Origin of the sequence: Streptomyces sp. NPDC056144, assembly GCF_042264145.1 — a bacterium.
Taxonomy (GTDB): domain Bacteria; phylum Actinomycetota; class Actinomycetes; order Streptomycetales; family Streptomycetaceae; genus Streptomyces.
This window is the reverse complement of sequence record NZ_JBHJVF010000002.1, coordinates 743918-766251: the sequence shown is the minus strand read 5'-3', so window position 1 is coordinate 766251 and position 22334 is coordinate 743918. Positions and strand designations below refer to the sequence as shown.

21 protein-coding genes are annotated in these 22334 nt (G+C 73.1%); 11 read left to right on the top strand and 10 right to left on the bottom strand.

Features of this window, described 5'->3' with window-relative positions:
* Together ACFC0Z_RS09920 and ACFC0Z_RS09915 are read left to right on the top strand one after the other, a co-directional pair.
* Complete coding sequence (locus tag ACFC0Z_RS09920; protein ID WP_376434668.1) at window positions 1-636, top strand: DUF1345 domain-containing protein; 636 nt, start codon at window positions 1-3, stop codon at window positions 634-636.
* A 190-nt stretch (window positions 637-826) separates the two neighbouring features.
* Window positions 827-2458: a CocE/NonD family hydrolase gene (locus tag ACFC0Z_RS09915; RefSeq protein ID WP_376434667.1), complete on the top strand. Its 1632-nt coding sequence runs from the start codon at window positions 827-829 to the stop codon at window positions 2456-2458.
* A gap of 31 nt (window positions 2459-2489) precedes the next feature.
* Here ACFC0Z_RS09915 and ACFC0Z_RS09910 read toward each other — a convergent pair whose 3' ends face one another.
* Window positions 2490-3308, bottom strand: a complete 819-nt coding sequence (locus ACFC0Z_RS09910) for a hypothetical protein (protein ID WP_376435071.1) — start codon at window positions 3306-3308, stop codon at window positions 2490-2492.
* Window positions 3305-3787 (bottom strand): GreA/GreB family elongation factor, encoded by a 483-nt coding sequence (locus tag ACFC0Z_RS09905; RefSeq protein WP_376434665.1) that lies wholly within the window; start codon window positions 3785-3787, stop codon window positions 3305-3307. The genes ACFC0Z_RS09910 and ACFC0Z_RS09905 overlap by 4 nt, the downstream gene beginning before the upstream one ends.
* Window positions 3788-4068: 281 nt before the next feature.
* On the opposite strand from ACFC0Z_RS09905, the gene ACFC0Z_RS09900 reads away from it, so the two are divergent.
* On the top strand, window positions 4069-5292 hold the full coding sequence (locus ACFC0Z_RS09900; RefSeq protein ID WP_376434663.1) for a S8 family peptidase: 1224 nt from the start codon (window positions 4069-4071) through the stop codon (window positions 5290-5292).
* Between the two features lie 87 nt (window positions 5293-5379).
* Here ACFC0Z_RS09900 and ACFC0Z_RS09895 read toward each other — a convergent pair whose 3' ends face one another.
* The 4 genes from ACFC0Z_RS09895 to ACFC0Z_RS09880 form a co-directional block, all read right to left on the bottom strand.
* Window positions 5380-6825 (bottom strand): glyceraldehyde-3-phosphate dehydrogenase, encoded by a 1446-nt coding sequence (locus tag ACFC0Z_RS09895; protein WP_376434661.1) that lies wholly within the window; start codon window positions 6823-6825, stop codon window positions 5380-5382.
* Between the two features lie 58 nt (window positions 6826-6883).
* Complete coding sequence (locus tag ACFC0Z_RS09890; protein WP_376434659.1) at window positions 6884-7537, bottom strand: GNAT family N-acetyltransferase; 654 nt, start codon at window positions 7535-7537, stop codon at window positions 6884-6886.
* A gap of 121 nt (window positions 7538-7658) precedes the next feature.
* Window positions 7659-8684 (bottom strand): serine hydrolase domain-containing protein, encoded by a 1026-nt coding sequence (locus ACFC0Z_RS09885; RefSeq protein ID WP_376434657.1) that lies wholly within the window; start codon window positions 8682-8684, stop codon window positions 7659-7661.
* 126 nt (window positions 8685-8810) lie between these two features.
* Entirely contained in the window at window positions 8811-10553 is a 1743-nt protein-coding gene (locus ACFC0Z_RS09880; protein WP_376434655.1) for a VanW family protein, read from the bottom strand.
* 162 nt (window positions 10554-10715) lie between these two features.
* Here ACFC0Z_RS09880 and ACFC0Z_RS09875 point away from each other — a divergent pair, with 162 nt between their 5' ends.
* The 8 genes from ACFC0Z_RS09875 to ACFC0Z_RS09840 all read left to right on the top strand — a co-directional run bounded on the left by ACFC0Z_RS09875 (window position 10716) and on the right by ACFC0Z_RS09840 (window position 18183).
* Window positions 10716-11483, top strand: coding sequence for an IclR family transcriptional regulator (locus ACFC0Z_RS09875; protein WP_376434653.1), 768 nt, complete (start codon window positions 10716-10718; stop codon window positions 11481-11483).
* 45 nt (window positions 11484-11528) lie between these two features.
* The gene (locus ACFC0Z_RS09870) at window positions 11529-11858 is read left to right on the top strand and encodes a putative quinol monooxygenase (RefSeq protein WP_376434652.1); all 330 of its coding nucleotides are present in this window, start codon (window positions 11529-11531) and stop codon (window positions 11856-11858) included.
* Window positions 11859-11940: 82 nt separating this feature from the next.
* Window positions 11941-12975: a LacI family DNA-binding transcriptional regulator gene (locus tag ACFC0Z_RS09865; RefSeq protein WP_376434650.1), complete on the top strand. Its 1035-nt coding sequence runs from the start codon at window positions 11941-11943 to the stop codon at window positions 12973-12975.
* Window positions 12976-13080: 105 nt separating this feature from the next.
* On the top strand, window positions 13081-13377 hold the full coding sequence (locus ACFC0Z_RS09860; protein ID WP_376434648.1) for a hypothetical protein: 297 nt from the start codon (window positions 13081-13083) through the stop codon (window positions 13375-13377).
* Window positions 13378-13471: 94 nt separating this feature from the next.
* A complete protein-coding gene (locus tag ACFC0Z_RS09855) occupies window positions 13472-14323 on the top strand; it encodes a serine protease (RefSeq protein ID WP_376434646.1) in 852 nt (283 codons plus the stop codon).
* 121 nt (window positions 14324-14444) lie between these two features.
* Entirely contained in the window at window positions 14445-15515 is a 1071-nt protein-coding gene (locus ACFC0Z_RS09850; RefSeq protein WP_376434644.1) for a phosphatase PAP2 family protein, read from the top strand.
* 46 nt (window positions 15516-15561) lie between these two features.
* Entirely contained in the window at window positions 15562-17781 is a 2220-nt protein-coding gene (locus tag ACFC0Z_RS09845; RefSeq protein WP_376434643.1) for an NADP-dependent isocitrate dehydrogenase, read from the top strand.
* Window positions 17782-17889: 108 nt separating this feature from the next.
* Window positions 17890-18183, top strand: a complete 294-nt coding sequence (locus tag ACFC0Z_RS09840) for a hypothetical protein (RefSeq protein ID WP_376434641.1) — start codon at window positions 17890-17892, stop codon at window positions 18181-18183.
* Between the two features lie 26 nt (window positions 18184-18209).
* Here ACFC0Z_RS09840 and ACFC0Z_RS09835 read toward each other — a convergent pair whose 3' ends face one another.
* The 4 genes from ACFC0Z_RS09835 to ACFC0Z_RS09820 all read right to left on the bottom strand — a co-directional run bounded on the left by ACFC0Z_RS09835 (window position 18210) and on the right by ACFC0Z_RS09820 (window position 22019).
* Entirely contained in the window at window positions 18210-18875 is a 666-nt protein-coding gene (locus ACFC0Z_RS09835) for a CAP domain-containing protein (protein ID WP_376434640.1), read from the bottom strand.
* A 141-nt stretch (window positions 18876-19016) separates the two neighbouring features.
* Complete coding sequence (locus ACFC0Z_RS09830) at window positions 19017-19889, bottom strand: universal stress protein (RefSeq protein WP_376434638.1); 873 nt, start codon at window positions 19887-19889, stop codon at window positions 19017-19019.
* 145 nt (window positions 19890-20034) lie between these two features.
* Complete coding sequence (locus ACFC0Z_RS09825; RefSeq protein ID WP_376434636.1) at window positions 20035-21348, bottom strand: acyl-CoA dehydrogenase; 1314 nt, start codon at window positions 21346-21348, stop codon at window positions 20035-20037.
* Window positions 21349-21563: 215 nt separating this feature from the next.
* Window positions 21564-22019, bottom strand: coding sequence for an RrF2 family transcriptional regulator (locus ACFC0Z_RS09820; RefSeq protein WP_376434634.1), 456 nt, complete (start codon window positions 22017-22019; stop codon window positions 21564-21566).
* Between the last annotated feature and the right edge of the window lie 315 nt (window positions 22020-22334).

Genomic DNA, 22334 nt, shown 5'->3' with positions numbered 1-22334 from the left:
GTGCCCGCCCGGCCGTTCGGCGGGGTGCTCCGGCTGACCGGGGCGACGCTGTGCGGGGCGGCGGTCGGCTGGGCCGTCGGGGCATTCGTCGACGCGCCCATGGGCATCCTCGCGGGCATCGCGGCGATGCACTCCGTCTTCGTCGCCACCGGACTGTGGGTGCTGTGGCCGATGGACGCCGTCGCCACCCACCGCAACGTCCGGCGCGAGGAGTTCCGCCCCGTCGCCGAGGAACTCGTGGTCGTCGGGGCCGCCCTCGGCGGTCTCGTCGGCATCGTCGTGATGCTCCTCGTCGGCAAGTCCACGATGGGCGAGGCCGCCGCCGCGCTGGCCCTCTGCGGCGTCTCCATGGGCTGGGCGGCGCTCCACCTCATGTACGCCACCCGGTACGCGTACCACTACTACGCCCTGAAACCGGGCGGCGGCATCGACTTCAACACGGAGGAACCGCCGCGCTACAGCGACTTCCTCTACTTCAGCTTCAACCTCGGGATGACCTACCAGGTCAGCGACACGAACGTCTCGAAGCCCGAGATCCGCTCGATCGTCCTGCGCCACTGCCTGCTGTCGTACGTCTTCGGCACCGGCATCCTCGCCACCACGATCAACCTGGTGACCGGGGTCGTCACGGGGTGAGGCCGACAGGCCGCGCCTCAAGGCCGGAAACATCCGTTCACGCGATCTTTCTTGATCACTTCCGGGCAATCGCGAACCACGCGCTCCGGCGGCGGATCCGTCTGCCGATACTGATGCCGCTCCGGGACTTGTTACCGGGGAGTTCCACGAACAGAGGCGTACCCACGTGACGTTAGAGGACGGTACGAACATGGCAGCAGAAGGTCTGTACCCGCAGCTGGACGAGGCGGTGCTCACGCAGTTCGTCACCGCGCTGGAGGGCGGTACCTCGACGCTCTCCGCCGAGCTGGCCGAGGAGACGAACCAGGCGCGCGGTCTGATCCAGTTCTCCAGGGTCCGGGTGCCGGTCGGGGGAGCCGAGCTGGACGCCGCGCTGTGGACGCCGAAGGGCGCGGGACCGTTCCCCGTCGTGGTCATGCCCGCGCCGTGGGCGAACCTGGGCTGGATTGCGTACGCGATGCAGGCGACCAAGCTCGCGCTCAAGGACTACGTCGTGCTGGCCTACACGCCCCGCGGGTTCGGGAAGTCCACCGGCGAGGTCGAGGTCGTCGGTTCCGCCGACGTCCAGGACGGCAGCTCCGCCCTCGACTTCGTGCTGGCGAACCTGCCCGGCGCCGACCCGAGCCGGGTCGGCTTCGTCGGCGACTCGTACGGCTCCGGCATCAGCCAGCTGGTCGCCGCGCACGACCCCCGGGTGCGGGTCGTCGGCGCCCTGAGTACCTGGGGCAGCCTGTTCGAGGCGTTCCGCGAGAACGACACCACCCACGTGGCCTCGGTCGCCGCGCTGCGGGGCGCCGCAGCCAAGGCCCGGCTCAGCGAGCGGACCGTGTGGGCCTTCGACCAGATGGAGAAGAACGAGACCATCTCCGACGAGCTCCGGGAGTGGGCGAACGAGCGCTCCCCGCTCACGTACGCCGAGAGGCTCAGCGAGCGGCACGTGCCGGTCTTCTTCTCGCACGCCTGGCACGAGACGCTCTTCCCCGTCAACCAGACGCTGGAGCTGTTCAACACCCTCACCGGCCCCAAGCGCCTCGACCTGGCGATCGGCGACCATTCCTCCCCGGAGATGGGCGGCCTGATCGGCCTGCCCAACCGGATCTGGGCCGACGCCCACCGCTGGCTCGACCACCACCTCAAGGGCGCGCAGAACGGCATCACCGACGCCGAGGTCGTCAGCGAGATCATGTGGAGCAAGCCCCAGGCGCCCCTGGAGTCCCACCCGAGCTGGGACGCGGCGGTGGGCCTCGCCACACGCCTGCACCTGACCGGGCCCGCCGTCGGCGCCACCGACGGCGGCCTCGCGGAGAAGCCCCAGAGCGGCTGGACCAGCGTCGTGTCCACCGGCACGGACACCCCGGCCACCGTCGCCGACGCGATCATCAAGACCGGCTACGCCGAGATGCTCGGCAAGCCCAAGGTCTACGCGACGGGCGACATCAGCCGCACGCATGCCGCCGTGTGGGCGGGCGAGCCCCTGACCGAGACGGCCAAGGTCCGTGGAATCCCTCGGCTGCGGCTGACGTTCCAGCCGAGCGCCGCGAAGGCCACGTTCGTCGCGTACCTCTTCGACGCGGCCGCCGACGGCAACGCCTCGATCGTCACCCACGCGCCCTTCACCGTCCGGGGCGCCGCCCCGGGTGAGCCGGTCGTCGCGGACATCGCCCTCCAGGCCGCCGGTTACGACGTGCCCGCCGGACACCGCCTGATCCTCGTCGTCGACACCCAGGACCCGTTCTACGGCGACGCCAACGAGGCCGGCGGGAAGCTCACCTTCTCCTCGCCCGAGGGTGCCCCGTCCTACCTGGACCTGCCCCTCGCCTGACAGGACCCCGGTAACCCGGCAGGCCCGCCCGCTACGTACGCCACCAGGGCTCGCGTACGTAGCGGGTCTCCTCGCTCACGCAGCCGAGCCCGTTCGAGATCTGGTCGGCGTGCAGGTCCCAGCCGACGACGCCGTCGCCCTTGCGGCTCAGCTCGATCAGGCGGGCGTCGCGGGTCTCCGTGCCGTACGTGACCCGGCAGTCGACGATCGTCGTCCACGACTGGCCGTCGAGGGCCGAGGCCGCGGTCAGGAAGGGCAGGACCAGGACGGTCAGGGTCAGGGCGACCCACTGCTCGGCCGCCGCCGCGCGGCGGAGCCAGGCGGGGGGTGCGTAGCCGGGGTCGTGGCCGTGGCCGTGGCCGGAGTCGTGAGGGGCGTCGTGGCCGGCGTCGTGGTGGGTGCGGCGGCGGCCCGTGCGGTACTCGACGACCACGCCCTGGCGGAGCGCGTACGCCGCCAGGCCGGTGGCCAGGCCCCACCACGGGCCGAAGAAGCAGGCGTCGATCACGGCGATCGCGAGCGGGTTGGCGACCGTGAGGGCCGCCCGGCGGAACGCCCTGGCGGCACCGCCGCCCGTCGGTACCGCGCCGCGCGCGGCGAACACGGCGAAGACGACCCGGGAGACGACGACGCCGAGCACGGAGCCGAGGAGGGGGTCCGTGATCACCATGCCGAGGACGACCTCCGGCCAGTTGCCGGGCTCCATGCCGACCAGGACGTCCCGGACGGCGTCGCCGCCGCCGACGGTGTACGCGACCTTCGCGACCGGCAGCGCCAGCGCGAGCGCGAAGAGGACCGTGTGGCCGGGACCGCCCTTCCGGTCCGTCTCGCGGAAGGTCTTCCCGGCTATGGGGCTTCGCCCCCGGCGCCGAGCGCGACCACGACCGCCGTCGTCCGCCCCTCGGGCGTGACGTACGTGACCGTGTCCCCGGCCCGGTGGCCGAGGAGCGCCGCCCCGAGCGGGCTGTCGGAGGTGACCATGGTCGCGTCCAGGACCTCGGCGACGGCGTCGATCTGGACGACCGTCTCCGTCCCGTCCTCGAACCGTACGGTCACGGTCGACCCGACACCGATCGCGTCGGTGCTCGGCGGCCCGGCCGCGCCTCCCTCGCGCAGCCGCTCGTCGATCACCTCGATGCGGGCGTCGAGGCGTTCGAGTTCGGTCGCGCGCTGGAGTTCGTCGGCCTGGTCGGCGCTGTCGCCCCGCTCGCCGTCACCGCCGCCCCGCAGCGTGGCGGCGACGGCCTCGCGTTCGGTGCGCAGCGCGGCGCGCTCGCGGACGAACGCCTCGCGGGCGACGGCGCTGAGGGGTTCGGGTCCACCGGTCATCTCTGATCCCGTCCAGGTAGAGGCAGGTGCGGAAGTCCTGATATGTCGGAACTTAGCAGGCGCTGTGCGGCCACCGTGGCAGCCTGATGAACCGACACCCCCCGGACGGCGGGCGGTTTCTGACGGTTCGGCGGGAGTTCGATTGCGGCACCCTTGCAGCGTCATGGCAGATGCATGACAAGCCTCCGTTTTCCTTGAGCTACGCCCGTAGAGCGAACAGGCTTCTGGGCACCGCCGGTTCGCCCATCCGGGGCCCGGCGCCCGACAGGAGGCATCCGCTCATGGCACTCCCGCAGCACCCCACGGCTCGCCTGGCCCTGACCGTCTCCGCCGCGACCGCCGTCGCCCTGCTCGGCACCTTCGCCGCCGTCCCCGCGCAGGCCGCCCCGGCCGCCCCCGCCGAGGGCGTCGTCCTCGCCGCCGGTTCGCCCGACGCGGTGCCCGGCAGCTACATCGTCACCCTCAAGCAGGGCGCGGGCTTCAAGGCCGCCTCCGCCAAGGGGCGCCAGCTCATAGCCGGTTACGGCGGCGCCGTCCACAAGACCTTCGGCTCCGCCCTCAACGGCTACACGGCCACCCTCGGCGCCACCGAGGCCCGTCGCCTCGCCGCCGACCCCGCCGTCGCCTCCGTCGAGCAGAACCAGGTCTTCCGCGCCGACGCCACCCAGACCAACGCGCCCTGGGGCCTCGACCGCATCGACCAGGCCGATCTGCCGCTCTCCGGCACGTACACCTACCCGGACAGCGCCGGCGCCGGTGTCACCGCGTACGTCATCGACACCGGTGTCCGCATCAGCCACGCCCAGTTCGGCGGCCGCGCCGTCAACGGCTACGACGCCGTCGAGGGCGACTCGGTCGCCCAGGACGGCAACGGTCACGGCACCCACGTCGCCACCACCATCGCGGGCTCCACCTACGGCGTCGCCAAGGCCGCGAGGATCGTCGCCGTCCGCGTCCTCGACAACAACGGCTCCGGCACCACCGCCGGCGTCATCGCCGGCATCGACTGGGTGACCTCGAACCACCAGGCGGGCGCCCCGGCCGTCGCCAACCTCTCCCTCGGCGGCGGTGCCTCCACCGCCCTCGACAACGCGGTGAAGAACTCCATCGCGGACGGTGTCACCTACGCCGTCGCGGCGGGCAACTCCGGCACCAACGCCTCCTCCACGTCCCCCGCCCGCGTCGCCGCCGCCATCACGGTCGGCGCCACGAGCAACACGGACGCGAAGGCGAGCTGGTCCAACTACGGCTCGGTCCTCGACCTCTTCGCCCCCGGCGTCTCGATCACCGCCGGCTGGAACACCAGCGACACCGCCACCAACACCATCTCCGGTACGTCGATGGCGACCCCGCACGTCGCGGGCGCCGCCGCCGTCTACCTCGCGGGACACACCTCCGCCACCCCGGCCCAGGTCGCCACCGCCCTCGTGAACGGCGCCACCGTCAACAAGGTCACCAGCCCGGGCAGCGGCTCCCCGAACCGCCTCCTGCGCCTCGTGCCGTAACGGCGACGTCGGGACGGGAACACACAGGCGCGCCGCACCCCCCTCACCAGGGGAGTGCGGCGCGCCGTCGTGCCGCGGGGACCCGGATCAGACCGCCGGGGCCGGGAAGGTCGGGTACTCCACGCCGGAGACGTGCTGGACGACCCGGATGACCTGGCACGAGTAGCCGAACTCGTTGTCGTACCACAGGTACAGGATCGCGTTGTCGCCGTCGACCTTGGTCGCGCCGGCGTCGACGATGGACGCGTGGCGCGAGCCGACGAAGTCCATCGAGACGGCGTCGGGGGCCGTGGTGAAGTCGATCTGGCGCTTCAGCGGCGAGTGCAGCGAGACGTCACGGAGGTACTCGAGGACCTCGTCGCGGGTGGTCTCGCGGCCCAGGCGCAGGCTCAGGATGGCGATCGAGACGTCCGGGACGGGGACGCGGATCGAGGAGCCGGTGATCGGGGCCTTGAGGTCCGGCAGCGCCTTCGCGACGGCCGAGGCGGCACCGGTCTCGGTGATGACCATGTTGAGCGGCGCGGAACGGCCGCGACGGTCGGCCTTGTGGTAGTTGTCCAGGAGGTTCTGGTCGTTCGTGAACGAGTGGACCGTCTCCACGTGGCCGCGCAGCACGCCGTACTCGTCGTCCATCGCCTTGAGCGGCGGGACGATCGCGTTCGTGGTGCAGGAGGCGCAGGACAGGATCTGCTCGTCCGGCTTGACCGTCTCGTGGTTGACGCCGTGCACGATGTTCGGCACGTCACCCTTGCCGGGCGCGGTCAGGACGACCTTGTCGATGCCGGGGCGCAGGTGCTTCGAGAGGCCCTCGCGGTCCCGCCACTTGCCGGTGTTGTCGATCAGGATGGCGTTGTCGATGCCGTACGCCGTGTAGTCGACCTCGGAGGGGTCGTTGGCGTAGATGACCTTGATCGTGTTGCCGTTGGCGACGATGGTGCTGTTCGCCTCGTCGACCGTGATCGTGCCCTGGAACTGGCCGTGGATCGAGTCGCGGCGCAGCAGCGAGGCGCGCTTGACCAGGTCCTGCTCGCCACCGCCGCGGACGACGATCGCGCGCAGGCGCAGACCGTTGCCGGAGCCGGCTTTCTCGATGAGGAGGCGGGCGACGAGGCGGCCGATGCGGCCGAAGCCGTAGAGGACGACGTCGCGTCCGTCACGGCGCTCGATCTTGTTCTCACCGGTGGCGCCGGCGACGGCCTCGGCGGTGAACTCGGCCACGGACAGGCCGCGCGTGTCGGTCTTGTAGTCCGCGGCGAGCACGCCGATGTCGATCTGGCAGGGGCCCAGGTCGAGGGTCGTGAGCGTCTGGAGGAACGGAAGCGTCTCGGTGACCGAGAGCTCCTCGCCGTCGATCTGCCGGGCGAAGCGGTGGGTCTTCAGGATGCTGACCACCGACTTGTTCACCAGGGAGCGGCTGTGGACCAGGACGGTGACGTCCTGCTCCCGGTGCAGCTTCCCGATGATCGGGATCATCGACTCCGCGATCTCCTCGCGGTTCTTCCAGCTGGTGAACGAGTCGTCATTGACAGTCACGTGTTTATCTTTCGAGCTAGGCGGCGCTCATATGGTAACCCGGGCCTTCCTCGACCCATCAAGGGGCTCCCTGGTCGAACGAGCGGTGCCGCTCCCACGTGCCCGCGAGGCGGGATTCCAGGGCCGCCCGCCGCTCGGGCCACTCCTCCGCGAGGACCGAGAACACGGCCGTGTCCCGCAGCCGTCCCTCCTCTCCCGGGGCCGTCGACACGGACCCGTTGCGCAGCACCCCCTCGAAGGTCGCGCCCACCCGCGCGATCGCCGCGCGCGAGCGCGCGTTGCGCGCGTCCGTCTTCAGGTCGACGCGGGCCGCGCCCCACTCCTCGAAGGCGTGCCGGAAGAGCAGGTACTTCGCCTCGGCGTTCACGCCCGTGCCCTGCGCCGAGGCCGCGAGCCACGTCCAGCCGATCTCCACCGCGTGCAGGCGCTCCCCGTCGGGCCACAGGCGCGGGTCCCAGAAGGACGTCGTACCGAGTACCCGGCCGCTGTCCGCGGCCACCTGCGCGTACGGCGCGAGCCTGCCGGCGGCGGCGTGGCCGAGCTGCGTGTCGACGTACGCGGCGACCTCGTCGCGCCGGGGCACCCAGGTGTAGCCGTACGAGTCCCGGTCCTCGTCGGCGGCCTCGGCGAGCCCGGGAACGTGGTGCCGGGCCAGCGGCTCCAGGCGCACGCACGCGCCTTCCAGGACCGGTCCCTCAAGACGGAAAGTCATCGTTCTGCGCTCCGGGTACGGGGATGTCGGCTCGGGCTCGTACGGCGGGAGGCCGACGGGGCGTGAGCAGGCTCGCAGAGTCCGGCCGTCCCGGCACGTGGATATCGCGGCCGAGAGGCCGTCAGCGGAAGGCGAGACCGCGGAAGCGGTCGCGCACGCGGGACAGCGGTCCGGGGTCGCGCGTGAAGTACAGGCGGTTGGTGAGCAGCACGGCCCACCGGCCCCGGCTCGGCGACACCCACAGGCCCGTGCCCGTGAAGCCGAAGTGCGCCCAGACGTCGTCCGTCGGCTCCGTGCCCGGCGCGGGGTGCCAGAAGAGGCCGCGCGGCGGGTCGAGCGCGCCCGTGCGGACCCGCAGCGAGGCGGCCGTCCAGTCGGGCGAGAAGGTCCCGGGCAGCGGGGCGAGGAGGTGGCGCAGGAAGAGGCCGATGTCGGCGGCGGTGGTGAAGACGCCCGCGATCCCGCAGGCTCCGCCGAGGAGCCGGGCCGAGAAGTCGTGGACGGTGCCCTGGAGGGGCGCGCCGGTCTCCTCGTCGTACTCGGTGGGGGCGCAGCGCTCCCGGAGCGCGGCGGGCAGCGGCCCGTAGCGGGTGTCGGCCATGCCGAGCGGGGTCCAGACCCGGTCCCGGGCGAGGCGGGGGAGCGCCCGGCGGGTGAGGTGCTCGGCGAGGTAGCCGAGGACGAGGGCCGCCCGGTCGGTGTACGCGACGGCCTCGCCGGGGCGGTGCCGGAGCGGTTCGGCGAGGACCCCGTCCCGTACGTCCTGCGGGTCGGAGCCGTACAGGTGCCGCAGATTGGCGCGGAGCGGCAGGCCCGCGGTGTGGGTGAGGAGGTCGAGCGCCGTCACCCCGGCGAGGGGGCGGCCGGCGGCCTCGTGCCAGTACGAGCCGAGCGGCGCGGCCGGGTCCAGCTTCCCCGCGTCGACGAGCGTGCCGACCACGCTCCACACCGCGAGGATCTTGGTGAGGCTGGCCACGTCGAAGAGGGTGTCCCGGCGCATGGGCGCTCCCGGCACCGCCGGGTGGAGCGGGCCCACGGCACCCTCGGAGAGGGTCGTACGGGCGTCGCCCACGGCCCACACGGCGCCGGGGTACACCCCCGCGCGCACACCGTCGTCGAGGAGCCGCGCGAAAGGGTCGTGGGTCATGGCGTGCCTCCGGCGGGTCGGGCCGACCCGCCGCCACCACGCCGCCGGGGCGGGGCCCGTCGTCCTCCGACGGGCCCCGCCCCGATGTCATGCCCGCGCGGTAAGGGAAGACACCCTTCCGTCAGCTCACGCCTCGGGAGTCGTCTTGCACGTGACCTCGTCACGCGGGGTGTAATGCGTCTTGAACGGCTCGCGCTTCACCTCGGCACCGTCCTTCTTGAACACCCGGTCCACCGTGATGTCGAAGCCCTCCAGCGGCGGCTGCGGGACGCACGCCTTGTCGGTGCTCACGGCCTTCTTCGGCTGCGTCAGGTTGGTGCGCGGCCCGGCGACCGCCTCGACGCTGTCGTACTTCTTCGTCCCGAGGAAGCTCACGGTGACGGAGGAGTCCGTCGCGTTCGCCTTGATGTAGATCGGCTTGCCCGTGTCGTTGCGCCACTTCAGGTCCAGGCTGCCCCAGGCCACGGTGGCCTCCCGGCCTGCCGGGTACCGCTCGATGTAGAAGGAGTGCGCCCCGTACTCGACGGGGTCGACACCGGCGAAGAACATCGCGTTGAAGACGGTGGTCGCCATGGCCGAGACGCCGCCGCCCGGCGCCGAGCGGTACTGGCCGTCGAGGATCATCGTGCCGTCCACGAAGCCGTTCTCGGCGGTCCGCTCGCCGACCGTCTTGTTGAAGGACCACACCTCGCCCGGCTGCACGACCGAGCCGTTGATCAGCTCGGCGGCGCGGCCGATGTTCGTGGTGCGGTAGGGGGCCGTGGGGAAGTTCACGGTGAACGTCGACATCTGGTCGGTGATGCCGAGCCGGGCGAGCGAGGCGGAGGTCAGCTCGGGCTGGGTGACCGAGGTGGCCACCGCGGCCGTACGGGCCGACGCGCCGGTCTTGGTGAGCAGCGGGCGCACGGCCTCGCCGAGGGCCTTCGCCGTGACCTCCTGTCCGGCCCTGCCCTCCTTCTCGACGACGACCTTGCCGTCCCGCACGCCGAGGGTGGCCTCCACCGGCGCGCCGGAGACCGAGGCGAGGGGCCGGGCCACGTCGGGGTCCTGGAGCAGCGCGTCGGCGTCGAGGGAGGCGGACAGCTTGCCGTCCTGGGCCTTCACCGTGAGGTGGTCGCCGAGCGTGGCCGGGGATATCCGCAGCCGCTCGGCACCGGCGGTCAGCGTGACCGGACCGGAGACGGCCGGCTTCGCGTAGGTGTCCATGAAGCGCGTCACCTCGGCGTTGCCGAGCTTCGGCTCGGTCACGGTGACGGGGAGGGCGACGGCGGAGGCGCCGGACGCGGCCGGGTAGGCGGCGCGCAGGGCCTCGGCGGCCCGCGCGGTGTCCAGCTTCTGGCCGGTCACGGCCTTGGTGGCGACGGCCTCGCCGTCGCGGAAGGTGACGGAGCCCTCGCGGGCCTTGCGGTCGTTCTTCCGCGCGATCTCGCCGACCACGGCCTTCGCCTTGGCCTCGTCGTAGGCGAAGACGGGCTCGATCTCGCGCTGCCCGGAGGAGAAGAGGCGGCCGATGACGGTGACGGGGTCCCTGGACGGGTCGGCCGCCCGTTCGGCGGTCTTCGCCGCGTCCACGGTGAGGCCCGCGGCGGCGGGGGAGACGGTCGTGGCGCGATCGCCGACGGTGACGGAGAGGGGGGCGGTCCACGCGGCCGGGGCCTGGGCCGAGAGCTTCGCCGCCGCCTCGGAGCGGCTCATGCCGCCCACGTCGACGCCGCCGACGGTGGTACCGGCGGATATGTCGTCACCGGTGGTGGCCAGGCCCGCCACGTACAGCCCGCCCGCGGCGACGGCCACCACACCCGTCGCGATCGCCGCCGTCCGGAGGCGCGGACGGCGCCCCTCGCGGGGCGTCGGGGCGGGGGTCGTCATGGAGCGGGGCACACGTTCTCCCGGGGCACAGGGGACAGGGGGATCCTCTCGACGGTACGCCGAAAGAGTGTCAAATGCACATAAAGCTGGTGTGACCTGCGTCGATGTGCCAGGGAGCGGAATCGGTACGAAGCGTTCCGCGCCGCCGCCTAACCTGGAGGCATGCCGCCCGTCACCCCCGGCCCGCACACCGGTCCCCAGTCCGTCGAGCGGGCGCTCGCCGTCCTCGACGCCGTCGCCGACGCCGACCGGCCCGTCGCGGCGAAGACGCTGGCCAGGAACCTCGGCTGCGCACTGTCGACCGTCTACCACCTCGCCGGCCCGCTGCTCGCGCGCGGCTACCTCGTCCGCACCGCCGAGGGGTACGCCCCCGGGCCCCGCGTCCCCGCCCTGCACCGCTCCCACCAGCGCCACCACGGCCTCGGCGCCGCCACCGGCGACCTCCTCGGCCGGCTCCGCCGGGCCACGGGAGCGGAGGCGTACCACACGGCCTACCGCGACGGCCTGATCACCGTCGTCGACACCACCGCGCCGGTGACCGACGCCACCCACCCCTTCACCCCGGGGCCCGAGGACCGCGCCCACGCGACCGCCCACGGCAAGGCCCTCCTGGCCGCGCTCCCGCGCCCGCTGCGCCGCCGCTACCTCGCCGAGCACGGCATGGCCCGCTTCACCGAGCGGACCATCACCAGCGCCGAGCGCTTCGAGGCCGAGGTCGGCCGGGTGCGCGAGCAGGGCTTCGCCGTCTCGGTGGGCGAGGCGGACCTCGCGTACACCTGCCTCGCCGTCGCCCTGCCCGAGCGCGGCGACGGCATCGTCCACGCGCTCTCCGTCTCCCTGCCCACCGCCGACTTCGCGGGGCGCCAGGGGGAGCTGCGGGCGGCGCTCGCCCGCGCCGTGCCCGAGTTTCCGGCCCTGCCGGAATCCTGACCGGCCCGCCTTGGCCGGCCGGGCGGACCGCCGCAGAGTGGACGCATGATCTTCATCGCCGTCCGTTTCACCGCCCGCCCCGAGCTCGCCGACCGCTGGCTCGACCTCGTCGCCGACTTCACCCGCGCCACCCGCGCGGAGCCCGGCAACCTCTTCTTCGACTGGTCCCGCAGCGTCGACGACCCGAACGTCTTCGTCCTCCTGGAGGCCTTCGCCGACGCCGAGGCGGGGGCCGTCCACGTCGCCTCCGACCACTTCGCCGCCGGTCTCGCCGCCATGGCCGGGGCCATCGCCACCACCCCGGAGATCATCAACGTCGAGGTCCCGCAGCAGGGCTGGGGCGCCATGGCGGAGCTCGCGCCGACCGGCGCCTGAGCCCCCGGTCGCCGCGCCCCCGCCTGATAGGTTCACCGCACGCGGAGGCGGGGGCGGCGGCCCGAGAGGGGAGCAGCGGCACATGGCGGCGAGCGGACGGCAGACCGGCAGGCCCACCCTTGAGGAGGTGGCGGCCAGGGCCGGAGTCGGCCGCGGCACCGTCTCCCGGGTGATCAACGGCTCCCCGAAGGTGAGCGAACAGGCCAAGGCCGCCGTCGAACGGGCCGTCGCCGAACTCGGCTACGTACCGAACCGCGCCGCCCGCGCCCTCGCCGGCAGCCGTACCGACGCCATCGCCCTCGTCATCCCCGAGACCGAGGCCCGCCTCTTCGCGGAGCCGTACTTCCTCGCCATCATCCGCGGGGTCAGCACCGAGCTCGCCGACGCCGACAAGCAGCTCCTGCTCACCCTGATCCGCAGCGACCGGGAACGGCAGCGCTTCGAGCAGTACCTCGCCGCCCAGCGCGTGGACGGCGTCCTCCTGGTCTCCGTCCACGACGAGGACCCGCTGCCCGACCAGGTCCGCGCCCTCGGTCTGCCGGCCGTCCTCAACGGCCGCCGCCGCGAGGACGAGTGCGTCGCCTTCGTCGACTCCGACAACACGGGCGCGGGCCGGGCCGCCGTCGCCCACCTCGCCGCCCGGGGCCGCCGCCGGATCGCGACCGTCACCGGCCCCCTCGACATGTACGTGGCCCGCTGCCGCCTCGACGGCTACCGCGAGGGCCTGGACGAAGCCGGACTCCCGGCCGACGAGACCCTCGTCGCGACCGGCGACTTCACCGAGGACGGCGGCCGGCGCGCCATGCGCGAGCTCCTGGAGCGCGTTCCCGACCTGGACGCCGTCTTCGCCGCCTCCGACGTGATGGCGGCCGGGGCGCGCGCGGTCCTGCGCGAGGCGGGGCGCCGGGTCCCCGAGGACGTCGCGCTCGTCGGCGTCGACGACTCGGCCGTCGCCCGGCACATGGACCCGCCGCTGACCAGCGTCCGCCAGCCCATCGAGGAGATGGGCAGGACCATGGCCCGGCTGCTGCTCGACGAGATCGCCTCCCCGAGCGAGGCCGACGAGCAGCCCCGGCGGATGCTCCCCACCGAACTGGTCGTGCGCGCGTCCTCCTGACCCCGGCCCGCAGGGGTCGCGCGTCGTTCGCTCCGCCGCCATCCCGCCGTGTCATGATCGCGGCGACCTTCCGGCAGGGGCCGGAGGCGTACGAGGGGGTGGACCGTGTCCTGGTATCTCGCCGTCCCGACCGCGCTGCTCGCGCTGCTCTTCGCCGCGGGCGGCGTCGCGGCGCTCCGCACCGGCTGGGTCCTGCCCTGGCAGCGGCGGCACGTGCACCGCGTCAAGCTCTTCGGCTGGGCGCAGCTGGTGATCGCCGCCGCGTTCGCGACGAAGGTGGCGACGGCCCTGTTCGAGTCCCCGGGGGCCGACGCCGGTGTCGGCAGCGCGAGCCTGGTCGTCCTGCTCGCGGGCTTCGGCCTGATGGTCGTGGCCCAGCGCCCCGCGGAAGCGAAGTCCTAGACGCCCTCTTGCCGCCGGGGACGGCTTCCTTCTAAGAATGCTCATGACAATCGAAGGATCTTCGGTTGCGTGGCCCTCAGAGGGGAAGCTCCGCATGAAGAAGCGTTTCGCCGGTGCCCTGCTCGGTCTCGTCATGGCAGGCGCGGCAGCGGCCCCCGCAGCCGCCGGGAACCAGGCCCCCCAGGCGCCCCGGACCCCCCAGGCCGCCGCGGTCACCGTCGACTTCGCCGGGACGGTCGCGCTCAGCAACTGTTCCGGCTCCCTCGTCCGCGTGCCCGCCTCCCAGCCGAACGACCTCGCGCTGGTCCTCTCCAACGGCCACTGCCTGGAGTCCGGCTTCCCGGCCGCGGGCCAGGTCGTCAAGGACCAGAAGTCCACCCGCTCCTTCACTCTGCTGAACTCGGCCGGCGGCAAGGCCGCGACCCTGCGCGCGAGCAAGATCGCGTACGCGACCATGACCGACACGGACATGTCGGTGTACCAGGTCACCAAGACCTACGCGCAGATCCAGAGCCAGTACGGGATCAGCGCCCTCACCCTCGACGACGCCCACCCGGTCGCGGGCCAGTCCATCAAGGTGGTCTCCGGGTACTGGAAGCGGATCTACACCTGCTCCGTCGACGGCTTCGCGTACCGCCTCAAGGAAGGCGAGTGGACCTGGAAGGACTCGGTCCGCTACACCCCGGAGTGCAACACGATCGGCGGAACCTCCGGCTCGCCCGTGATCGACACGGTCACCGGCCGGGTCGTCGCCGTCAACAACACGGGCAACGAGGACGGCCAGAGCTGCACGGTCAACAACCCGTGCGAGGTCGACCAGAACGGCGCCGTCACGGTCCGCCGGGGCATCAACTACGCGCAGCAGACCTACACGCTCGTCCCGTGCGTCGGCCCCGGCAACGTGATCGACCTGAACCGCGCCGGCTGCGCCCTGCCCAAGCCCTGACCCCGCACCCCGCCGGCCCGCCGGACCACCGGCGTCCGGCGGGGCCGCCGTACACCCCTTCGGCGTGTCGTTCGGGTGCATCCAGCGGGCGAGGCGGCCGCGCATCGGTTCGAATCGGGGCATGGCTTCCTACGACAGGCCCCGCACCGGCGGCACCCCGAGGCCGCTGAAGGCCGGCGACACCTGGTGGTACGCCGCCGTGGCCGGCGAGGCCGCCGGCTCGTTCAGCACCCGGGTCCGCACACGGACCCGCCGTGCCTGCCTCGCGGCCGTCCTCCTGCTCACGGTCGTCTACGCGGGCCTCGTGCTCACCGCGACCGGCCGCCGCTGGGGCGACGCCGCCCTCACCGGACGACGCGCCGACAGCGCCGCCGCCACCGTGCTCCGCGAGCACCCCTCGCTCGCCGGCCTCACCACGCTCTCGCTGGTCGCCGGCTGTCTCCTGCTCCTCGCCGTCGGACTCCTGCGCAAGCGGTACGCGCTCACGGTCGCCGTCGGCGGCGCCCTCGTCACCTCGCTCGCGGTCACCGGACTCCTCCAGCGGTACGCGCCCCGCCCCCACCTCGTGGACTCCGCGGGAGCCCTCCTCCCGAGCGGCTTCCCCAGCGCCCAGACGACCCTCGCCGTCGGCACCGCGCTCGGCCTCGCCCTCCTCGTCCCGTACCGCCACCGGGGCCTCGTGCTGCTCCTCGGCGTCCTCTGGGCCTCCACCGTCGGCGGCTACACCGTGGCGGCGGGCGAACACCGCCCCGGCGACGTCATCGCCGCCGTCCTCGTCGTCCTCGCCGTGTACTGCGGGCTGCTCACCGTCCTCGCCCGCCGCGGCAAGGTCCGCCCCGCCCCGGGCGGCCCCCTCGCGCTCGGCCTCCTCGTCGCCGTCCCGCTCGCCGCCCTCGCCGCCGCCGGGCTCGCCGCGGGCGTCTGGCTCCTCGGCGACTCGCTCTCGCTGCCCGCCGCCGCGCCGTACGACCCGCAGGAGCTCCGGATCGCCCACCGCTGCGGACAGGCCCTCGCCACCGGCGTCACCGCCGCCGCGGGACTGCTCCTGCTGCTCCTGCTCCGCCGCGTCGACGTGGACGGGGCCCCGAACCCGTACCGCCTCGGAGGGCCCTTCGTGGAGGCCTCGGGGGTGCCGGACGACGACTCCTCCGTGGGCCCCTTTACTCCGGACCGCGATCACGAGATATCTTGATGTCGAGCAATCTCGAAGACGCAGAAGACGTGGAGCGGAGCACCCGGTGACTGACTCGACCATCATCTACACCCACACTGACGAGGCGCCCGCCCTGGCGACGTACTCGCTCCTGCCCGTGATCCAGGCGTACGCCTCGCAGGCCGGAATCACGGTCGAGACGCGGGACATCTCCCTCGCGGGCCGCATCATCGCCGTCTTCCCCGAGTTCCTGGAAGAGGGCCAGCGCATCGCCGACGCCCTCACCGAGCTCGGTGAACTGGCCAAGACGCCCGGCGCCAACATCATCAAGCTGCCGAACGTCTCGGCGTCCATCCCGCAGCTGAAGGCCGCGATCGCCGAGCTCCAGGCGCAGGGCTACGCCCTCCCGGACTACCCGGACGACCCGCAGACGGACCAGGACAAGGACGTCCGCGCCCGGTACGACAAGATCAAGGGCTCGGCCGTCAACCCGGTCCTGCGCGAGGGCAACTCCGACCGCCGCGCGCCGGGTTCGGTCAAGAACTACGCCAAGAACCACCCGCACCGCATGGGCGCCTGGACCCCCGAGTCCAAGACCAACGTCGCCACGATGAGCGAGAACGACTTCGCCTCCACGGAGAAGTCCGCCGTCATCGCCGCCGACGACACCCTGCGCTTCGAGTTCACCGCCGCCGACGGCACCGTCAGCGAGCTCCGCGCCCCGCTGAAGGTCATCGCCGGCGAGGTCGTCGACACCGCCGTCATGCGCGCCGCCGCCCTGCGCACCTTCCTGAGCGAGCAGGTCGCCCGCGCGAAGGCCGAGGACGTCCTCTTCTCCGTGCACCTCAAGGCCACGATGATGAAGGTCTCCGACCCGATCGTCTTCGGCCACGTCGTCCGCGCCTTCTTCCCGAACACCTTCGCGAAGTACGGCGAGGCCCTCACCGCCGCCGGCCTCTCCCCGAACGACGGCCTCGGCACCGTCCTCGCCGGCCTCGACGCCCTCCCGAACGGCGCCGAGATCAAGGCCTCCTTCGACGCCGAGCTCGCCGAGGGCCCCGCCCTCGCGATGGTCGACTCCGACAAGGGCATCACCAACCTGCACGTGCCGTCCGACGTCATCGTCGACGCCTCGATGCCGGCCATGATCCGCACCTCCGGCCACATGTGGGGCCCGGACGGCCAGGAGGCCGACACCCTCGCCGTCCTCCCGGACCACAGCTACTCCGGCGTGTACCAGGCCGTCATCGAGGACTGCCGCGCCCACGGCGCCTTCGACCCGGCCACCATGGGCTCCGTCCCGAACGTCGGCCTCATGGCGCAGAAGGCGGAGGAGTACGGCTCCCACGACAAGACCTTCGAGATCGCCGAGGCCGGCACCGTCCGCCTCGTCGACGCCGCGGGCAACGTCGTCCTGGAGCAGGAGGTCGCCGAGGGCGACATCTTCCGCGCCTGCCAGACCAAGGACCTGCCCATCCAGGACTGGGTCAAGCTGGCCGTCACCCGCGCCCGCGCCACCGGCGCCCCGGCCGTCTTCTGGCTCGACGAGAACCGCGCCCACGACGCGCAGCTCATCGCCAAGGTGAAGCAGTACCTGCCGGAGCACGACACCGAGGGCCTGGAGATCAAGATCCTGTCCCCGGTCGAGGCCACCGCGTTCTCCCTGGAGCGCATCCGCCGCGGCGAGGACACCATCTCCGTCACCGGCAACGTCCTCCGCGACTACCTGACCGACCTCTTCCCGATCCTGGAGCTGGGCACCAGCGCCAAGATGCTGTCGGTCGTCCCGCTGATGGCGGGCGGCGGCCTCTTCGAGACCGGCGCCGGCGGCTCCGCCCCGAAGCACGTCCAGCAGCTCGTCAAGGAGAACTACCTCCGCTGGGACAGCCTCGGCGAGTTCTTCGCCCTGGCCGCCTCCTTCGAGCACCTCGCGACCACCACGGGCAACTCCCGCGCCCAGGTCCTCGCCGACACCCTCGACCGCGCCACCGGCACCTTCCTCAACGAGGACAAGTCGCCGACCCGTCGCCTCGGTGGCATCGACAACCGCGGCAGCCACTTCTACCTCGGCCTGTACTGGGCCCAGGAGCTGGCCGCCCAGACCGAGGACGCCGCGCTCGCCAAGGCCTTCGCGCCGCTCGCCGAGACCCTCTCGGCGAACGAGCAGAAGATCGTCGACGAGCTGAACGCCGTCCAGGGCTCCCCGGCCGAGATCGGCGGCTACTACCAGCCCGACCCGGCCAAGGCCGCGGCCGTGATGCGCCCGTCCGCCACGCTGAACGAGGCCATCGCGTCCCTCGCCTGAGTGTGAGGTGACACCAGCCGCCCCGTCCGGGATTCCCCGGGCGGGGCGGTTCTGTCATTCTGTCGCCCGTCGGTGGCGCATCCGCCGATCGGGTGTGAACCTGGATGGATGAGCTGGGCATCTTGGACGACCCCCGGTGTCTACGCCGGGCGAGGCGGAGTGCTGACCGAGGAGGCCGGCGTCGTCACGGGCGATCTGACCGTGCACACGACCTGGACCGCCGACCGGGAGGCGAAGGTAGCCGTGCAGTACAGCGGCGCTTCCGACTGGTTCACCATGTCGGGCAGTCCCGTTCCGTGCGCGACGGAGGAGGAGAGCCGGGAGCTCCACGAGGCGGTCGTGGAGGCCGTACGGGCCGGAGGCGGCGCCACGGTCCCGAGACTGCCCGGGGCGGTGGGCTAGGGGCGGGGACGTCCCCTAGAGGACCGTCAGCGCTTGGCGCCGAAGTTCTGGACCCACCAGGGACCATTGGAGGTGAGGGTCACCCCGACGCCGATGTCCTTGAACGCGCAGTCGAGGATGTTCTCCCGGTGGCTCGGGCTGTCCATCCAGTCCGACATGGCGTCGGCCGGGGTCCTCGGCCCGCGGTGGATGTTCTCGCCCCAGCGCGACCACGTGTACCCGGCCCCCGTGATCCGGTCGCCGGCGTCCCGGCCCTCCGGGCTGTCGTGCTGGTAGTAGTCCCGCCTGGCCATGTCGTCGGCGTGCCCCTGGGCCGCGTTCCGGAGATGTGTCTCGGTGTGGAGCGGGCCGCAACCGGCCTTGTCGCGCTCCTCGTTCGCGAGGGCGACGACGTCACGGACGAAGTCGGCGGCGGTGTCGGCTGCGGTGGTACGGGAGGCGGCGGTACCGGCGGCGGTCCGGGCGGCCGCCTCGGCCCTTCCGGCCCCCGCCCCCGCCGCGTACACGCCCGCCGCCACCGTCAGGAGGACGCACAAGGCCCCGGCGGAGGCGACCGCGACCCGGAATCCGGGCCGCCGGCGTGCGCCGAGGCGTCTGCGGTGCCGCCCCCTCCTCCGTACGGACACGGACACGGGAGCGGGACCGGGCTCCGGTTCTTCGGGGTGACGGGGGTGGTCGTGCTGGTGTCGCATGGAGCTCCGCTCTCTCGCCGAGGTCGCCGGACGGTCCGGCGACCTCGTGAGGGCCACCGGGGCGACGGGCCTAACCCTTTCCGGCCCCGGCCGCCCCGACACTCCTCGTCAATCCGACACGTCAACCCACCGACGAGAATTTCAGCCCTGCGGGATGACCGCCACCGGGCAGGGCGCGAGGTGGAGCGCCGCGTGCGCCACCGACCCGATCCGGGGGCCGTGGGCGCCGCGCTTGGCCCGCCGGCCCACCACCAGGAGCTGCGCCGCGCCCGAGGCCGAGAGCAGCACCTGCCCCGCGCTGCCCAGCTCCACGTGCTCGGTCACCGGGACCTCCGGGTACCGCTCACGCCAGGGCGCGAGCGCCTCGCCGAGCGCCTTCTCCTCGTACGGGACGAGCCCGCCGGCCTCGTCGGCGAGCCGCATCGACGCCGGGCTGTACGCGTACAGCGGCGGCAGGCTCCAGGCGCGGACGGCCCGCACGGACGCCCCGCGCGCGGCGGCCGTCGCGAAGGCGAAACCGAGCGCGGCGGCGCTGTCCTCCGGGCTGCCGAGCTGGCCGACCAGGATCTCGCCGGCCGGCGGCTCGGCGGGTTCGCCGTCGCGGGACCTGACGGCCACGACCGGCCGGGTGGCGGACGCGATGATCTGCTGACCGTACGAGCCGAGCAGGAAGCCGGCCACGGCGCCGTACCCGCGCGAGCCGATGACGAGCATCTCGGCCCGCTCCTCGGTGGAGAGCAGGGCCGCGACCGGGGTGTCGGGGAGCAGTTCGGCGGTGAGGGCGAGCTCCGGGTGGCGCGCGGCGAGCGTCTCCTCCGCCTCGCGCAGCACCTCACGGGCGGCCCGCTGCTGGTCGGTGGGGTCCTGGACGAGCGGGATGTCGAGGGGTTCCCAGCGCCACGCGTGGGCGAGTCGCAGCGGGAGCCCCCGGTGGAGCGCCTCGCGAGCGGCCCAGTCGGCCGCCGCCAGGCTCTCCGGGGAACCGTCCACTCCTGCGACGATCTCACGACTCATCGGGCTTGCCTCCGTCGGTGACGTGCGGGCCCGTCGTGCGCACGGACCCTCCTGGGTCCAGCTTGGGCCCAACGGCGGTCCGGCGAGAGGGGCGGACGTCCCGACATGCCGGACCGTCGGTCCCTTCCGTCGTGCTGTCGGCGCGTCAGACCGGCAGCGTGAGGCGGGCGTGGGTGCCGTTGAGGTAGTGGTCGCCGATGTCGCGGAGCCGGTGCGAGGGCCGGGTGTGGGCCGTGAGCGCGCGGGCGTTGCGCCAGAAGCGGTCGAAGCCGGGTCCCCCGCCCCGTACGTCGGCGCCCTCGGCCCCGTCGACGAGTTCGAGGACGCGGGTGGTGATCCGTACGGCCGCCCGTCCGGTGAGGGTCTCGGCCGCCGCGACGAGGACGGCGATGTCGGCCCGTTCCTCGGGCGTCAGCGCCGGTCCGGTCTCCAGGCCGCGCGCCAGGGCATCGGTCGCCCGCTCCACGACGGCGGAGGCGGCGTGCGCGGTCGTGGCCAGCTCGCCGTAGGCGAGGAGCAGATACGGGTCGTCCCCGGTCGCCACCTGCTCCGGGCCGACGGCGGAGCCGGGTCCGATCGCGGCGGAGCCCGGGGGCGGGCCGGCGTGTCCGGCCCGGTTGACGTCCCGGGCCTCGGCGAGCGCCCCTTCGGCGATGCCGAGCCCGACCTGCACGAGCAGCAGACGCAGGGCGAGCGGGGCGAGGGCGGCGAACGGCGTGACGGCGTGCTCGTCGTGGGGGAGTACGCCGATGACGTGCGCGGCCGGGACCGGCACCCGGTCGAACGTGACGTGGCCCGCGCCGGAGAGCCGCTGCCCGACCCGGTCCGTGCCGGGCTCGGTGAACACACCGGGGTGCGCCGGGTCGACCAGGACGACGAGCCAGTCCCCGGACCCGCCCTGCCGGGCTCCGACGACGAGGCGGTCGGCCACGGTGACGCCGGAGGCGAACGCGCGGCGGCCGTCGAGGAGCCAGCCGTCGGCGGCGGGGGTGAGCGTGAGCCCGGAGCCGAGGACGGCTCCGGCCGCGGGCTCGGACTCGGCGCGGGGCGGCTCGATGTCACCGGCGAGGAGCCACTGCTCGTCTGCCGTACACGTACCGAGGGGCAGGAACGTGCCGTCCTCCGGCGCGCCGGTGAAGAAGCGGCTGCTCCAGGAGAGGACGTAGTGGTGGGCGAGGAGTTCGCCGACGGAGCTGTCGGCGGCGGAGATCTCCCGGACGACGGCGGACGCGGCCCGCCAGTCGGCACCGCGCCGGTCGGCACCCGGGGCGGTCAGGAGCGCGGGGAGTCCGGCCTCCTGGAGCCGGGCGACCTCGTCGAAGGGCGCCTTGCCCGCGCGGTCCCTGACGGGGGCGTCGGCGGCGAGGTCGTCGGCGAGTTCGCGGGTGACGCGGTGCCAGATCGCGTCGTCGGCGGGGTGTATCGCGGATCTTCTGGGCGCATTCCTTGGTGTGCTCACGTCACCTCACCTGACTCCTCGTATCCCCACTGGAATGCTAGGGATACTGGCAGAGGTGGGGTCGGACTCCCAAGGGGCGTCCGAGGGTTGGACGGGGGTGTCTTGATCGATGAGACGCGTGGTTGACGGGCGGGGCGGGGCGGGGCGGGGCGGTGCCGGTCAGGCGGCGGCCGGGCTTCGGCCATGGGTTGGTTCCCGGGCCGGCCGGAGACCCGTCAGGGGTTGGTCCACGCCTCCGGGTCGGCCGCGAGTGCCGTGATCGCCTCCGGGAGCTGCGCGGAGGCGACCTCCGCGAGCGACACCCCGAGCACCTCGCGGACGCTCGCCCGGAGCGCGATCCAGAGGGGGAGCAGCGACTCGGCGGGGCCCGTGTACGCCAGGTCCGGCGGACGCTCGCCGCGCACCGAGACCAGCGGACCCTCCACGCAGCGGATGACCTCCGCGAGCGAGATCGCGTCGGCGGGCCTGGCCAGCCAGTACCCGCCGTTGCCGCCCCGCTGGCTCAGGACGAGCCCGCCCTTGCGCATGTCGCCGAGGATGCCTTCGAGGAACTTGTGCGAGATGCCCTGGACTTCGGCGATGGCCTCGGCCTTCAGCGGCCCCTTGTCCTCGGCGGCGGCGAGCTGGAGGGCGGCCCGCACCGCGTAGTCGGCCCTGGCTGAAATGCGCATGCGCCGCATTATTCCGCAAGGGGTGTGCCGAATCCTCCCGAGGCGTACCGCACCCTTGACGCGGCGGGTGACCGGTCGGAGACTCGGAGGCAGGGAAACCGAGCGAACGGATAGGGAACGATGGGACGCACCGGCCGGCGGGACAGCTCGCACGCCGCCCCCTTCCCGCGCTCGCTGCCCCTCACCTCCCGCCGCCACATCGATCTGCTGCGGGTCTGCAGCGCGGCGTAGACGCCGCCGTCCCGGCCGGGGTCCCCGTCGGACCCCCGCCGCCCCTGTGAAGCGCCCGCCGGTCTCTGTGGCGGCGCGCAGCCG

Coding starts and splice junctions, on each gene's coding strand:
- ACFC0Z_RS09915 (WP_376434667.1), top strand. CDS start 827: ATGGCAGCAGAAGGTCTGTACCCGCAGCTGGACGAGGCGGTGCTCACG.
- ACFC0Z_RS09905 (WP_376434665.1), bottom strand. CDS start 3,787: ATGACCGGTGGACCCGAACCCCTCAGCGCCGTCGCCCGCGAGGCGTTC.
- ACFC0Z_RS09900 (WP_376434663.1), top strand. CDS start 4,069: ATGGCACTCCCGCAGCACCCCACGGCTCGCCTGGCCCTGACCGTCTCC.
- ACFC0Z_RS09890 (WP_376434659.1), bottom strand. CDS start 7,537: ATGACTTTCCGTCTTGAGGGACCGGTCCTGGAAGGCGCGTGCGTGCGC.
- ACFC0Z_RS09885 (WP_376434657.1), bottom strand. CDS start 8,684: ATGACCCACGACCCTTTCGCGCGGCTCCTCGACGACGGTGTGCGCGCG.
- ACFC0Z_RS09880 (WP_376434655.1), bottom strand. CDS start 10,553: ATGACGACCCCCGCCCCGACGCCCCGCGAGGGGCGCCGTCCGCGCCTC.
- ACFC0Z_RS09875 (WP_376434653.1), top strand. CDS start 10,716: ATGCCGCCCGTCACCCCCGGCCCGCACACCGGTCCCCAGTCCGTCGAG.
- ACFC0Z_RS09870 (WP_376434652.1), top strand. CDS start 11,529: ATGATCTTCATCGCCGTCCGTTTCACCGCCCGCCCCGAGCTCGCCGAC.
- ACFC0Z_RS09865 (WP_376434650.1), top strand. CDS start 11,941: ATGGCGGCGAGCGGACGGCAGACCGGCAGGCCCACCCTTGAGGAGGTG.
- ACFC0Z_RS09855 (WP_376434646.1), top strand. CDS start 13,472: ATGAAGAAGCGTTTCGCCGGTGCCCTGCTCGGTCTCGTCATGGCAGGC.
- ACFC0Z_RS09850 (WP_376434644.1), top strand. CDS start 14,445: ATGGCTTCCTACGACAGGCCCCGCACCGGCGGCACCCCGAGGCCGCTG.
- ACFC0Z_RS09840 (WP_376434641.1), top strand. CDS start 17,890: ATGAGCTGGGCATCTTGGACGACCCCCGGTGTCTACGCCGGGCGAGGC.
- ACFC0Z_RS09835 (WP_376434640.1), bottom strand. CDS start 18,875: ATGCGACACCAGCACGACCACCCCCGTCACCCCGAAGAACCGGAGCCC.
- ACFC0Z_RS09830 (WP_376434638.1), bottom strand. CDS start 19,889: ATGAGTCGTGAGATCGTCGCAGGAGTGGACGGTTCCCCGGAGAGCCTG.
- ACFC0Z_RS09820 (WP_376434634.1), bottom strand. CDS start 22,019: ATGCGCATTTCAGCCAGGGCCGACTACGCGGTGCGGGCCGCCCTCCAG.